13 protein-coding genes are annotated in these 13,477 nt (G+C 55.5%); 2 read left to right on the top strand and 11 right to left on the bottom strand.

Translation table 11 applies throughout. The features are described from left to right. Positions 1-33 precede the first annotated feature (33 nt). The 11 genes from JF44_RS0117310 to JF44_RS0117260 form a co-directional block, all read right to left on the bottom strand. Entirely contained in the window at positions 34-687 is a 654-nt protein-coding gene (locus JF44_RS0117310; protein ID WP_033070220.1) for a GntR family transcriptional regulator, read from the bottom strand. Between the two features lie 171 nt (positions 688-858). Beyond that, positions 859-1,611, bottom strand: coding sequence for a proteasome-type protease (locus JF44_RS0117305; RefSeq protein WP_033070219.1), 753 nt, complete (start codon positions 1,609-1,611; stop codon positions 859-861). Between the two features lie 15 nt (positions 1,612-1,626). Beyond that, positions 1,627-2,445 carry a transglutaminase family protein gene (locus JF44_RS0117300; protein WP_033070218.1) on the bottom strand — a complete coding sequence of 273 codons (819 nt, stop codon included), beginning with the start codon at positions 2,443-2,445 and terminating at the stop codon, positions 1,627-1,629. A gap of 1 nt (position 2,446) precedes the next feature. Continuing rightward, positions 2,447-3,394, bottom strand: a complete 948-nt coding sequence (locus tag JF44_RS0117295; RefSeq protein WP_033070217.1) for an alpha-E domain-containing protein — start codon at positions 3,392-3,394, stop codon at positions 2,447-2,449. A gap of 17 nt (positions 3,395-3,411) precedes the next feature. Beyond that, positions 3,412-4,815 (bottom strand): circularly permuted type 2 ATP-grasp protein, encoded by a 1,404-nt coding sequence (locus JF44_RS0117290; RefSeq protein WP_033070216.1) that lies wholly within the window; start codon positions 4,813-4,815, stop codon positions 3,412-3,414. A gap of 176 nt (positions 4,816-4,991) precedes the next feature. Next, on the bottom strand, positions 4,992-5,753 hold the full coding sequence (gene cobM / locus JF44_RS0117285) for a precorrin-4 C(11)-methyltransferase (RefSeq protein ID WP_033070215.1): 762 nt from the start codon (positions 5,751-5,753) through the stop codon (positions 4,992-4,994). After that, on the bottom strand, positions 5,753-7,717 hold the full coding sequence (gene cobJ / locus JF44_RS0117280; protein ID WP_337587910.1) for a precorrin-3B C(17)-methyltransferase: 1,965 nt from the start codon (positions 7,715-7,717) through the stop codon (positions 5,753-5,755). Before cobJ ends, cobM begins: the two co-directional genes overlap by 1 nt. Further along, positions 7,714-8,451, bottom strand: coding sequence for a precorrin-2 C(20)-methyltransferase (cobI, locus tag JF44_RS0117275; protein WP_052066014.1), 738 nt, complete (start codon positions 8,449-8,451; stop codon positions 7,714-7,716). Before cobI ends, cobJ begins: the two co-directional genes overlap by 4 nt. Next, positions 8,448-9,701, bottom strand: a complete 1,254-nt coding sequence (locus JF44_RS0117270; RefSeq protein ID WP_033070213.1) for a bifunctional cobalt-precorrin-7 (C(5))-methyltransferase/cobalt-precorrin-6B (C(15))-methyltransferase — start codon at positions 9,699-9,701, stop codon at positions 8,448-8,450. Before JF44_RS0117270 ends, cobI begins: the two co-directional genes overlap by 4 nt. After that, positions 9,698-10,381, bottom strand: coding sequence for a precorrin-8X methylmutase (locus JF44_RS0117265; protein ID WP_033070212.1), 684 nt, complete (start codon positions 10,379-10,381; stop codon positions 9,698-9,700). Before JF44_RS0117265 ends, JF44_RS0117270 begins: the two co-directional genes overlap by 4 nt. Before the next feature lie 33 nt (positions 10,382-10,414). After that, positions 10,415-11,413, bottom strand: a complete 999-nt coding sequence (locus JF44_RS0117260) for a sirohydrochlorin chelatase (RefSeq protein ID WP_033070211.1) — start codon at positions 11,411-11,413, stop codon at positions 10,415-10,417. 407 nt (positions 11,414-11,820) lie between these two features. Between JF44_RS0117260 and cbiB the strand changes: the two genes are divergently transcribed. After that, entirely contained in the window at positions 11,821-12,861 is a 1,041-nt protein-coding gene (gene cbiB, locus JF44_RS0117255; RefSeq protein WP_238318486.1) for an adenosylcobinamide-phosphate synthase CbiB, read from the top strand. Continuing rightward, positions 12,858-13,475: a nucleotidyltransferase family protein gene (locus tag JF44_RS0117250; protein WP_052066013.1), complete on the top strand. Its 618-nt coding sequence runs from the start codon at positions 12,858-12,860 to the stop codon at positions 13,473-13,475. Before cbiB ends, JF44_RS0117250 begins: the two co-directional genes overlap by 4 nt. Positions 13,476-13,477 lie beyond the last annotated feature (2 nt).

Genomic DNA, 13,477 nt, shown 5'->3' with positions numbered 1-13,477 from the left:
TAGGAAATTTGAATTTACTGATTTGAAGAAGGATCAGGGGGTCGTTTGCACGCGCATCCGATTACCGGATTTATTGCCGATCCATTTTACATGGCGGGCCAGTGTAGCAGCAGCGACATCGATCTGATTGCTGCGCAGGGCCGTCAGGATCGCCCGGTGGTCCTGGTCAGTCGGGGCTTCCCATTCCATCCGAAATCCGGAAAACAGGAACCGCGCACTGGCAGCATGCAGGTCATCAATAGAAGACAGCAAACGCGGCATGTTGCAGGGTTCAAGGATGACGCGATGGAATGCCTTGTTGGCTTTTTCCCAGGCATGGACGTCCGAGGCATTTTCGCCTTCGCGGTTAAGGGCTTCTGCGTCATCAAGGATGGCGGGGGTCAGGTGCGGGGCCGCATTGCGCAGGGCCAGAACTTCAAGAGATGCGCGCATTTCAGCAACTTCGCGCACCTCGGCGATATCAAAACTTGCAACACGCACACCCCGACGGGGTTCACTGACGGCAAGGCCCTGGGCCTCCAGCCGGCGAAAGGCTTCGCGTACTGGCACATGGCTGGATCCGAATTCCTCGGCGAAATGATCCTGACGTAACTTGGTGCCAGGCGCGAATTCACCGGAAATGATCCGATCTGCCAGGGCGCGTGTGATGCGCCCGGCAACAGTGGTATCTGTGCTGCTGTTTTTCATGTTTTATAGATAATTTGTTGCCAGCGGTTTGTCGACCAGATTGATCCATGTGTTTTTGAATGGATCAATCTGGCAAAAGGCGCATCACCTTTGCCAAAAACAAAAGCCGGGACCAAATCGTTCCGGCTTTCATTGGGCATCTAAGTGGTGCAAGTGCCGGGAGCCAAGTCGTTATTTCGCGGCTGCTGCGTCGTTGTGTTCGTCGGGCATATCGGCAAATGCATCGCGCAGCGCGTTTGACCATGCATTGGAAAGCGCATGAAACCCTGCGTCATCAACATCGATCCGGCGCATCTGGGAAAATGCGCAGCTGTCATCGGGAAGAACGGCAAGATCAAGGGGCATCCCCACCGACAGGTTGGAGCGCAGGGTCGAATCCATCGACAACAGGACCGCTTTTACACCGTCTTCTATCGGGGTGTTCGGGGTGATGACCCGATCAAGGATCGGCTTGCCGTATTTATGTTCGCCAATTTGCAGATATGGTGTGTCGGCGGTCGCTTCGATGAAATTGCCCGCTGCATAGACCAGAAACAGACGTTGATCCCCGCCCTTGCGCTGTCCGCCGATCATGATCGTGGCAGCGCTGCTTTCATGATGCTGTTCAAGTGTATCGTGGTATTTTAGCTGGACTTTCTGCATGGCTTCGCCAACCAGTTCGGCAACACGAAACATGCTCGGCGCACTCAGAATGCAGTCACCCGGCTTGGTGTCCGGGTCATCGATTGCTTCATGAAGGGTGCTCATGACGGCTTGTGTAATGGCAAGATTACCTGCTGATAGCGCGACAATCGCCCGTTCGCCGGGGACTTCCCACGTGAACATCTTGCGATAGCGCGAAATGTTGTCCAGGCCCGCATTGGTCCGCGTGTCCGACAGGAAAACCATCCCTTCGTTCAGCATCAACCCGACACAGTAGGTCATCTTATTGTCGTCCGATTATTGTTGTGATTGCGCAATGACGACTGTTACATCCAAATTCTCGTTTGCGCCACCAGTATGTACGCCCCTTACAGGTGCGGCAACCTGCCCATCAAGGCCAGACCCCAGACGAATATAGAAATCGGTCGGGCAGCATTTATTGGCCGGATCAAATCCAAGCCAGCCAAGTTCAGGCAAATGCAGCTCTGCCCAGGCGTGGGATGCCTCATGGGTCTTGCCTTCGTGATCGGCAAACAGATAGCCCGATACATAACGGGCCGGAATGCCAAGATGCCGGGCAGCAGCAATCAGCACATGTGCATGGTCCTGACAAACGCCTTTGCCATCTGCAAGGGCGTCGGCGGCTGTGGTATGCACGTGGGTCGTGCCCGGCGCATATTTAATGGCATCTGATACAGATTCTGCCAGTGCGTGGGCGCGCTCCAGAAGCGACCCATCCTTGGTTTTCTTTGCCGCCTTGTCTGCGAGTTTACGGATGGCGGCACTGCTTTTGGTCATCGGGGTTGTGCGCAGGAAAACAGCCGGAAAGGCACGTTCCTTATGGCCACGCAGCACCCCGGCGGTGTCTGTGGTTTCAACTTCGCCCTTTACGACGATTTCGATGGCCTCAACGGCGCCATTTGCCGTGAGCGTACTGATGATGTCGCCGTTGCCATCGGTAAATTCCGATCCGATGGTGCAATTATCAGCGCTGATCGACCAATTGATGATTTTCTGCCCCTCGAACTCGGCCGGGGTCAGTTTAAGACTTTGCACCGCATGACGTGCGGGCGAGTCATACCGGTAATGAGTTCTGTGTTCGACGGTGAGCCGCATCTTACTGTCCCCCGAAATGATAGTCGTTGGCGATCGCGTGCGACAGGGCCCGGTTGCGCACCTGAAAATCGCTCAGGAATTCATGCAGACCGGTGGAAAAGATTTCATCCATCTCGCTTTGGGTCAGCAGCGAATAGGTCTCGACCGCCAGATGATGCACGCTGTGGCGTTGACCATAATGACGCGCAAGCCTTTCAAGATGCTGGGTGATCTGTTCTGCGCAATGGGCCAGTGATCGCGGACTGAACGGATTAAGGATCAGGAAATGTGCAATGCGATGGGGGGAATAATCATCACGATACACCCAGTGGAAGGCGCGCAAAGACGACGCCGCACGCAAAACCGTAGTCCATTGGTAATTGTCGACACCATCGCCAACCATGCTGGTTTCAGGCAGCAGAACGTAATATTTCACATCAAGCAGGCGGGCCGTATTATCAGCCCGCTCGATAAAAGTACCCAGACGGATGAAATCATAACCGTCATTGCGCAAAATGGTGGAATCCGTCGCCCCGCGAAACAGCGCGCCCTGTTTTTTGACCCAATCAATGAATTCCGGCAATTCGTTCTTGGCAAGGTTATGCATTGACGGGCGACGCAATTCCATTAAGGCATTGTTCAATGCTTCCCACATGTCTGCGGTAATCGCGGTGCGCATGGCACGTGCATTGGCGCGTGCATATTCAAAACAGTTGATGATCGACGATTGATTGTCGCGGTTAAAAATCAGGAAGTTGGCAACTTCCTCCTGACGGAGTGGCGCATCCGGGTCATATCCCGATGCACATCCCGATGCGGAAAGGACAGATTCCCATTCCGACCGGTTGCCGTCGCCTGCGGCTGGCATCAGGGCCATGCGATAGCCCATTTCCATCAGACGGGCCATGTTTTCAGCCCGTTCAACATATCTCGACAGCCAGAAAAGGTTGTCTGCGGTACGACTAAGCATCTTTCAACCCTTTCCTATTAATCGCTCATGATCCAGGTGTCCTTGACCCCGCCGCCCTGCGACGAATTCACGACAAGCGACCCTTCGCACAATGCCACACGCGTCAGTCCGCCCGGTGTCAGGCGGACATCATCACCGACAAGACAGAAGGGCCGAAAATCGACGTGACGCGGGGCAATGCCGCTTTCAACAAAGGTCGGGCAGGCCGACAGAGACAGGGTCGGCTGGGCGATGAAGTCACCCGGATCCGCCTGGATGCGCTTGGCGTAGGCCGCCTGTTCCGCCTTGGTCGAGGCCGGGCCGACCAGCATGCCATATCCACCAGATCCGTGAACTTCCTTGACCACCAGTTCATCAAGATGTTCGAGGACGTATTGCAGATCATCAGGCTTGGAACATTTCCAGGTTGGAACGTTTTTCAGGATTGGCTCCTGACCCAGATAGAACCGGATCATGTCAGGGACATAGGTATAAACCGCTTTGTCATCGGCAACGCCTGCTCCGGGTGCCGAACAAATCGCAACCCCGCCGGAACGATAGACATTCATCAGGCCGGGAATGCCCAGTACCGAATCACTGCGGAAACACAGCGGGTCGATATAGGCGTCATCAATGCGGCGATAGATTACATCGACCCGGGCCGGGCCGCGTGTGGTGCGCATGTAAACCCGGTCCTCATGGACAAACAGGTCCTGACCTTCCACCAGTTCCACGCCCATCTGATCGGCAAGGAATGAATGTTCATAATAGGCACTGTTCATCGCACCGGGTGTCAGCACCACAATGTTGGGTTCGCGGTCGCATTTGCGTGGTGCAATGCTTTTGAGCGTCTTAAGCAACATGTCCGGATAGCTTTCCACCGGCTCGATACGAAGGTTTCTGAACAGGTCGGGGAACATGCGCATCATGATTTCACGGTTCTCAAGCATGTAGGACACGCCCGATGGCGTGCGGCAATTGTCTTCGAGAACATAAAAATCGTCGGGCCCGGTGCGTACGATATCGACACCGACAATGTGGCTATAGACATTGCGTGGCGGATCAATGCCGATCACGGCGGGTTCAAACGCGTCGTTGCGAAACACCAGATCAGCCGGAACGATCCCGGCCTTGATGATTTCGCCATTGTGGTAAACGTCATAGAGAAACGCGTTTAACGCACGCGCACGCTGTTTGACACCGCGATCAAGCTTGCGCCATTCCATGGCGGTGAAAATTCGGGGGATCAGATCAAAGGGAATCAGGCGTTCGGGGTCCCCGCCTTCGCCATAGACGGCAAATGTGATGCCGATCTTGCGAAACAGGGTTTCGGCTTCAAGGCGCTTTTGTTCGAGGACCTCGGGGCCGTTTGCTTCCATCCAGTCAACCAGTGCGCGATAAGGTTCGCGAACCTGGTCGTTCACTCTCATCTCGTTGAACATACATACTCCCCTTTATGAACCTTCGATTAAAGGCGTCCGGGTGGGGGAGGGTCAAGAATGTTCGCGGTTGAAATGATATATTTTTCAGCAAATTGGAAATGTGCTGAGAAAATAAACGTTGTGCCTAGGGGGTTTGTCTAAAAAACGGGCGGATTTTAACATCCGCCCGAACGTGCTTATGTTTTTGCCGGGCGCAGAACGTGGGTGTGATCGGCGGCATAAAGCCGGGAGTCGGTAAAATCCTTCCGGCCAAAGACTTCGCCAACCATGATCAATGCGGTGCGCGTAATGCCACTGCCTTTGACCTTTGCGCGGATGTCGCCAAGCGTGCCGAAAATATACTGCTGATCCGGCCAGGTGGCACGATAGGCAATCACAACCGGGCAGTCTTCGCCGTAATGGGGCGTCAGATCGCGGACCACATTGACCAGATTATTGATCGACAGATGCACGGCCAATGTCGCACGTGATTTGCCAAGTTCCTTAAGGCTTTCACCATCGGGCATGCTGGAAGACCGCATGGCGGTTCGGGTCAGGATTACGGTCTGGGAAATATCGGGCAGTGTCAGCTCCGCGCCGATTTCAGCTGCTGTCGCGGCATAGGCCGAAACACCCGGTGTGATGTCATAGGCAATGCCAAGATCATCCAGACGTCGGATCTGTTCGGCAATTGCGCCATAAATTGACGGGTCCCCGGAATGAACGCGCGCAACATCATGCCCCTTGGCGTGGGCGGCCTCGATCTCGGCCATGATTTCATCAAGGTTCATCGGGGCGGTATCAATTACACGCGCGCCATCGGGGGCGCTGGTGACGATTTCTTCGGGTACCAGTGATCCGGCATACAGGCAGACCGGGCATTTTTCGATCAGGCGCAAGCCGCGCACAGTGATCAGGTCCGGGGCACCGGGACCGGCGCCAATGAAATGAACAGTCATTATTCTGCCCCGTCTTTTATGGAGATGTCGTTTCCGGAAGTGTCAGTGCTGCTGTGACCGGATGTGCTCTGGACCGGGGCCTTGGCCGCATCCGGGCCCTTTTTGGCATAGCCGCGCGGAGTGTAGACCCATTCGTTTTCGCCGCGTGTGATATGGCGGCTGTTGCTTGATCCGACCAGAACCGTTGTCAGCATATCAACCATGTCGACTTCTAATTTCGATAACGGAACGACCGTGATTTCCTCGTCCGGGCGACCCAGCTGGCGACCCAAAACTACCGGTGTATCGGCCTCGCGATGGTTAAGCAGGATATCACGGGCCTTGGCCAGCAAATCGCGGCGGCGTTTGGATACCGGGTTATAAAACGCAATCACGAAATCACCTTCGGCTGCGGCTTTCAGGCGACGCAGGATATCTTCACGCGGGGTCAAAAGGTCCGATAGCGAAATCGCACAGAAATCATGACCAAGCGGCGCACCGATCCGCGATGCCGCCGCCTGCAGGGCGGAGATACCCGGTGAAACCTGAACCGCAACCCGATTCCAGTCGGCGCGATCTTCACGATCAAGCAATTCAAACACCAGTGTCGCCAGTGCATAGATGCCGGCATCCCCGGACCCGATCAACGCAACGTCCTTGCCGGTCGCGGCCAGTTCAAGCGCATGACGCGCGCGGGCTTCTTCGGCACCCAGATCGGAATGATGGCAATCCTTGCCGTCAATCAAAGGCCCAAGCAAATCAAGATACATCTGATAGCCGACGATATCGGTTGCGCGACCGATAAGCGCGGTGGCCTCGGGGCTGCGCCAGCCGATCTGACCCGGCCCGATGCCAACAATCGAAAGCCTGCCCTGTGCCGTTCCGACCTTCTCGGGGATGATATCATCCTGTGACAGGGCAATGGCACAGGTAGATTTTCTGGTCTTGTGTTTGGGAACGATCAACTTGCCCTTGGCACCGACTGTGGCCAGTGCCGCACCCTCGGCAACACCGTGGCAGCCGGTTTCGGCAAAGACGACGTCAGATGGCGTCACAAGACGATCTGCCTCTGCCTCAAGGGTTTTGGCATCAAAGAACCTTGCCGGCACACCAAGCCGGTTTGCCAGTTCGTGTACAGCGGCTTCGTCGGCCTTGAGGTCGATTGAACTGACACAGGCAATGGCCTTGGGGCTAAGGCATTGCCCCGCCAGTGTTTCCATCACAAGATCATAAAGATCATCAACCGGGCAGCCGCGTTCACAGCCGACACCCAGTGCCAGAACCGGCGGGTGATAGGTGATCGCGGTTTCCGATCCTGTATCGCTATCGGCAGGGTCATCGGTGGTCCGGGCGGTGGTGGTAATGACCACGCTGCCATCATCGGATTGGGCAATGGCGCTGTTGGTGAGCCAGGCGGCTGATCCGGCCTCGAACTCAAACCGTGCGGAGGCACCTGCCAGCAGGGCGGCGGTTGCCGGTTTGACAGTTTCAGGCGTGCCAAGCGTCCAGCCAGCCGGCGGCTCATCCAGTGCAAGGCCCAGCATCGCATCACCCGGTGTGGTGATGGCGGCAAAACCACCCAGCCGATCCGCAAGGTCACGTGCCAGCCGGTTGCCCCCGTGATGCCCCCCCAGAAGCGGAATGAAGGTATCACCGGCTTCATCAACGGCAATGACGGCGGCGTCCTGCCACTTGCCACTTAGCAACGGGGCAAGGGCGCGGATCAGGATGCCGGATGCGCAGACACCGATAATGACATGCCCGGCTGAAAATGTTTGTTGCAGATGTGCAATGGTATCATCAAAGGCGATATCGACATCACGTGTTGAAACGCGCGTGCGCAGGCCATGCACAGTCGCGCCTTGCAGGCTTGATGCGATTTTGCGCGCTGTCGGCAGGGCACGCTGCGTCAGGCAAATTACTGCAATCGGGGCAATCGGATCGGTCGGCAGTGCCGGATTGTTATTGTTGTTTTGGGCGGTCATCGCCATGCGTCTCCGCGACGGTGGATCAGGATCATGGAAAAATACGGTGCCTTGGCATCACTCGGCAATTCGCCAAGCGGGACCATTTTCTGGGTTTCAAGTGTCGCGCGTTCGATATAGCGCGCCCGGTCTGTCAGGCCCATTTCATCAATGACGTCACGCACCTTGGCAAAATGGCGGCCCAGTTTGATGATTGCCGCCGCATCAGTTTTGGCAAGCTGTTCGCGCAGGCGATCGGCCTCAAGCGGGCCGGGGATGACTTGCAAAACATCGTTCTTGGCGGCCAGGGGTGCGCCAAGCTGCGCTGCACAGGCCATCATGGAACTGACACCGGGCACGGTTTTGACCGGATGACCGGCTTCTGCCAGTCGGCCAAACAAATACATGAAGCTGCCATAAAAGAACGGATCACCTTCGCACAGCACGGCGACGGTTTTGCCATCTGCCAGATGCTTGCCAATTTCAATCGCGGCGGCGTCATAGATCGGATCGGCGGGCTTGCCCATTTCAATGCGAATGGCGATTTCAATTCGGCCTTCGGGAATATGCGGATCAACGATCTGACGCGCCAGACTGACGCCATCTTCAAGGGCGGGATAGGCAATCACATCGGCCTTCTGCAGGATGTTATAGGCCTTGAGCGTGATCAGGTCCGGTTCGCCCGGCCCGATGCCAAGACCATAGGCCGTTCCGGGTGCCGGAAGGCGTTCTGCGGGAAGTTCCGCACTGCTCATGCTTTTACTCCGAGGTAATGGGTGACCGGGGCAAGGTTGCTCCAACCCTTGAACCCGCCGCGCGGAACCAGCCGGGAAACCGACAGGCGCGTCAGACTGCCACCCTTTTTATTGTAAAACCGTAATAATTGTTCTTCGCCTTCAAGTGTCACCGTATTGGCAACCAGTCGGCCATGGCTTGGCAACAGATCCCAACAGGTTTCAAGCAGGCCATCAATGGTAATTCCGCCACCGATAAAAATGGTATCCGGCTTGGGCAGGCGATCGGCAAAGGCGAGTGCATCTTCAATTGATTTCTGCATGACTGTTAAGGTCGGCACGCCAAGCCGCGTGGCATTTTTGCCGATCAGCGCACAACGTTCGCCATCGCGTTCAATCGCAATGGCCCGTCCACCCATGCGTTGCCATTCAATCGAAATGGAACCGCACCCTGCCCCCAGATCCCACAAAACACCGTTTTCAAACGGGGCAAGTGACGAAAGGGTCTGGGCGCGAATTTCCGATTTCGTGATCATCCCGTCATGGATAAAGGCATCATCGGGAAGGCCGGGGCCCTTGGGCAGCGGTTTGGCATTGGGGCCAGCTTCGAGATCAATCATGATCAGGTTAAGCGGATCAATCGGCTTGATATCGGGCATGGATGTTGCCCGCGCCTGCCAGGTTTGTACGCTCTGGGTGGTGATGCGTTCTTCCGGACCACCAAGACGTTCGCAGACCGACATGCGGCTTTGATCAAACCCGGCTTCGCATAGCATGACAGCGACCAGTGCCGGGGTCGATCCATCGGCACTCAGTGCAATCAGCTTGCCATGCGGGCGCAAATGGGCGCGGAGGTTTTCGGGATCGCGACCATGCAGGGTAATGACATCACATTCCGCCAACGGCCAGCCAAGGCGCGATGCCGCCAGTGAAATGCTTGAAGGTGCCGGGATGGCATAAACCGGTTCGGGTCCGAAATAATTGATCAGGGTATTGCCCACCCCGAAATACATTGGATCACCACTGGCCAGCACGACCGGGTTTTGATCAAGGCAATCTTCGATTATTGCCAGATTGGCCTCAAACGGTGTGATCCATGTGTTGCGGGTCGCACTGTTACTTTCGGGCAGCATAGTAATATGGCGCTTTCCGCCAAAGATGACGCTGGCATTTTCAAGGATCTGGCGGGCATTGGGCGCAAGCCCGTCATAACCATCCTCGCCAATGCCAATCACGGTGATGCGCCCCTTGATCGGTGATTGTTCATTCATGACAACCCGCCTTTCGTGCGATCATCTGTGCCGTCCGGCGTGGCATCATCGCCTCGCGCCATGCGGGCCAGTGCATTGACGGTTGCTGCTGTTACAGCACTGCCGCCAAATCGACCGCGCAATGTGACAAAGGGGATGCCGTGGGCATGCGCAATCAGGGCATCCTTGCTTTCAAGCGCACCCACAAAACCGACCGGCATGCCAATGATCACCGCAGGCTTTGCCATGCGACCGTCGTGAATGGCTTCAAGCAGATGGAAAAGGGCGGTTGGCGCATTGCCTATGGCAATTATTGCATCTTCGATATGATCGTGCCAGCCCTCGACCGCGGCGGCGGATCGGGTGGTTTCAAGCTCTGCCGCCAGACCGTGCGTATTGCCGTCATTCAAGGTGCATAGCACCTGATTGTTGGCAGGCAATAGCCGGGAAATAATGCCATGCCGGACCATTTCCGCATCACACAGGATCGGTTTCCCGGCTTGGAGTGCCGTGGTGGCCGCCGCGATCACATCGCCGCCAAAGGCAATGTGATCGGCCATTTCCACCATGCCACAGGCATGAATGATACGGATGGCAACCGGGCGTTCGTCTTCTGAAAAGCGCGCAAGTTTTGCCTCGGCCTTGATGGTGGCAAAGCTTTTGGCATAGATTTCCTGCGGGTCACGCAGATAGTCAAACATTACCGCGCCTTTCACGGGACAGGGGTCGACCGGTCACGAACCGGTCGGCTTTTTCGCATCATTATGATCGTGGGCATGGCTGTGACCATGATGATGGTGATGTCCGTGACTATGACCGTGATGGTGGTGGCCGTGGTCATGGCTGTGCCCGTCTGTGCCGATGCCCATCACATGGTGGTGGTGGCCAACCTGCGGGGTGGCTACATCGCCTTCATAACCAATGATCTGCTCGCGGTATTTGCACAGCTGGCAGTTCATGTTGTTATCGCCGGTATCAATCTCGGTCAGGCGTTCGGCAAAGCTTTCAAGCACCATCGGATGATCCTTGAGATAGCCTGCCTTGATGAATTCGACATCGCCAAATTCAGCGGCAACTTCGTCAGTGTGGCTATAGATACGATCAATCAGAATGCCGGCAAACAGGAAATACGGAAATACGACAACGCGCTTGTAACCAAGTTTCATCGCTTCGCGCAGGCCGGCATTCACGCGCGGATGTGCCACCCCGGAATAGCTGATTTCAGTCCGGCCAAAACCCAGGCCTTCCTGAAGCATGCGTGCGACCTTATAGACGTTTGAATTGGCGTCCGGATCGTTGGTGCCACGTCCGACCACCATCAAAAGCGTGTCTTCACGCGACACACTGTCGTCCACGTCTGCCAGTGCTTCTTCGATACGGTCTTTTGCCGCCATCAGAAGTTTGGGATCAATCGCAAGATCGCGGCCAAACAGGACCTCGATATCCGGGTTTTCGTGGGCGAAATTGTTCACTTCGCTCGGCAGGTCGTTTTTGACGTGGCCGGCGGCAAAAAGCATACCCGGCAGGGCATAGATTTTTTTGTGACCCATGGCTTTGAGCTTTTCAAAACCATCACGCAGGATCGGGTGGGCAAATTCGAGAAAGCCGCTTTCGACATCGTAGTCGGCCAAATGGGTCTGTTTCATCGTTTCAACCATCGCGTTGAACTGTGAAACCGCGCGTTCGTCGCGCGAACCGTGACCGCAAATCATTACTGCGCCTTTGGGGGACATAAAAGGCTGCTCCTTTGTCTCTCTCTGATGGTGTTCTTCGCACGGCATTTTGCCATGCGGTACCCGATGCCACCCCCGTTTTCACCGATTGGCCTGCGGAATGCAAGCGGCAGGTAACAGAAGATGTATTGCAAAGGGTACAGGGGTGAAAAATACTACTTATTGTGGGCAGGGGGCGAAGGGGTATCGAATATATTGTGGCTGGGCACTGTTGCTTTCGGGTTGGTGGAATTGTCGGGCGTGCAGGAATGGCATACGTAAATCCTGCTGCACAGGATTGCTCGACAGGTAGTATGACAAAATAAAAATTAGTATGAAAGCGTTCTATCAAAGCCAGATACAGATGGCAAACCCTGTTACCGCAAAAGGACTTACCGACAATCTCTGTCATTCCGATTGACGGTTTGGTGATCACCACGCACATTGCCGCCATGGAACCGACACTGACCGATTTTCTAATCCCCGAACCTGCATTCTTCGGGCCGATTTTCACAATACTGGTGCTGGCACTGCTGTTGGATGCGGTGTTTGGTGATTTTCCATGGCTGTTTTCGCGCATCGGCCATCCGGTGGTTTGGATTGGCAATCTGATTGGATGGTTTGAGAAACGCTTAAATCGTCCCAATTACAGCAACGCTGACCGGCTGTTGCGTGGTGCGGTCACCAGTCTTGCCGTCATCTTTGTTTCTGCAATGGTTGGCGGGTTGGTGCAGGTGATATCTGATTTTGGCGGCATTCTAATCGGAATTGAGGTCCTTCTGGTTGCGATTCTGGTTGCCCAGAAGGGTCTTTATCAGCATGTCAAAGCCGTCTCAAATGCGCTTAAAAAGGATGGCATTGCGGGTGGGCGCCAAGCTGTTTCGATGATTGTCGGGCGCAATCCCGATACGCTTGACGAGGCCGGTGTCAGTCGGGCTGCAATTGAAAGCTGCGCGGAAAATTTTTCGGACGGGGTGGTCGCACCGATATTTTGGTATGTGGTTGGCGGGCCAATCGGCATTTGCGTCTATAAGGCGATCAACACCCTGGATTCGATGATTGGCCATCGCAGTGATCGCTATCTTTATTTCGGGCGCTTTGCCGCCCGCCTTGATGATGTGGTGAACTTCATCCCTGCCCGTGTTGCCGGTGTGGTGATCTGCCTTGCTGCGGTGATTGGTCGACGAACCAACGGGACCGCAGCGTTTCGCACCATGTGTTCGGATGCAAAAAAGCACAAATCCCCCAATGCCGGATGGCAAGAGGCAGCCTTTGCCGGGGCGCTTGAAATCGCACTTTCCGGGCCGCGCCAATACGGCAGCGAGATGGTCGAAGATCCTTATATCGGAACGGGGCGGCGTGATCTGGGGGCAGCGGATATTGATCGTGCGCTCAAGCTCTTTACGACCTCGTGTCTGCTCAATGCCGCGTGGCCGGTTGTGATCAAAATCCTGTGGGTTTGGGTATGAGTTCTGGCTGCCGCGTTGGTGATATAGCCCATGGTCGGGCATTTCTGGATGCTACCCTGCAAAACCCTGTTACCTGCACCATTCTGGATCGATTTGCGCAATCTGGCATCGAAGACTGGTGGCTGACGGCCGGGTGTCTGGCCCAGACGATCTGGAACATGCGTGCCGGTCGAAAACCTGATGCCGACATCGCAGATTACGATCTGTTTTATTTCGACCCTGATACATCCTGGACGGCAGAAGATCATGTGATCGGTCAAGGTGATGAATTGTTTGCGGATTTACCAGCCCCGGTCGAAATCCGAAATCAGGCACGTGTGCCGATCTGGTATCTGGAAAAGTTCGGTTTGGACTATGGCATGGTCACTGCTGCAAGTGACGGCATTGACCGCTTTGCCTATAAGACAACAGCGATTGGCCTACGCAAGAAAGCCGGGAGTAAGGGAGACGAGGCATATCGGATCTATGCGCCGTTTGGTCTTGGTGCGGTGATGGCAGGTCGCATCATCCCGAACCCGGTTTTGCCAGTAAGGGCTGTTTACGAAGCAAAGGCCGCCCGTTGGCAGAAAATCTGGCCGGATCTGGATGTCAGGCCTTGGCCTGATATGGACTAAGT

It is taken from the genome of Thalassospira australica, assembly GCF_000763295.1.
Taxonomy (GTDB): domain Bacteria; phylum Pseudomonadota; class Alphaproteobacteria; order Rhodospirillales; family Thalassospiraceae; genus Thalassospira; species Thalassospira australica.
The sequence above is the reverse complement of the archived record's forward strand: the minus strand, read 5'-3'. Positions and strand labels throughout refer to the sequence as shown.

What these genes read in the sequence shown, in the direction of transcription:
- JF44_RS0117260 (WP_033070211.1), bottom strand. Translation starts at nt 11,413, where the DNA reads ATGTCCCCCAAAGGCGCAGTAATGATTTGCGGTCACGGTTCGCGCGAC.
- JF44_RS0117310 (WP_033070220.1), bottom strand. Translation starts at nt 687, where the DNA reads ATGAAAAACAGCAGCACAGATACCACTGTTGCCGGGCGCATCACACGC.
- JF44_RS0117305 (WP_033070219.1), bottom strand. Translation starts at nt 1,611, where the DNA reads ATGACCTACTGTGTCGGGTTGATGCTGAACGAAGGGATGGTTTTCCTG.
- JF44_RS0117290 (WP_033070216.1), bottom strand. Translation starts at nt 4,815, where the DNA reads ATGTTCAACGAGATGAGAGTGAACGACCAGGTTCGCGAACCTTATCGC.
- cobM (WP_033070215.1), bottom strand. Translation starts at nt 5,753, where the DNA reads ATGACTGTTCATTTCATTGGCGCCGGTCCCGGTGCCCCGGACCTGATC.
- JF44_RS0117295 (WP_033070217.1), bottom strand. Translation starts at nt 3,394, where the DNA reads ATGCTTAGTCGTACCGCAGACAACCTTTTCTGGCTGTCGAGATATGTT.
- cobJ (WP_337587910.1), bottom strand. Translation starts at nt 7,717, where the DNA reads ATGACCGCCCAAAACAACAATAACAATCCGGCACTGCCGACCGATCCG.
- JF44_RS0117270 (WP_033070213.1), bottom strand. Translation starts at nt 9,701, where the DNA reads ATGAATGAACAATCACCGATCAAGGGGCGCATCACCGTGATTGGCATT.
- cobI (WP_052066014.1), bottom strand. Translation starts at nt 8,451, where the DNA reads ATGAGCAGTGCGGAACTTCCCGCAGAACGCCTTCCGGCACCCGGAACG.
- JF44_RS0117250 (WP_052066013.1), top strand. Translation starts at nt 12,858, where the DNA reads ATGAGTTCTGGCTGCCGCGTTGGTGATATAGCCCATGGTCGGGCATTT.
- JF44_RS0117265 (WP_033070212.1), bottom strand. Translation starts at nt 10,381, where the DNA reads ATGTTTGACTATCTGCGTGACCCGCAGGAAATCTATGCCAAAAGCTTT.
- JF44_RS0117300 (WP_033070218.1), bottom strand. Translation starts at nt 2,445, where the DNA reads ATGCGGCTCACCGTCGAACACAGAACTCATTACCGGTATGACTCGCCC.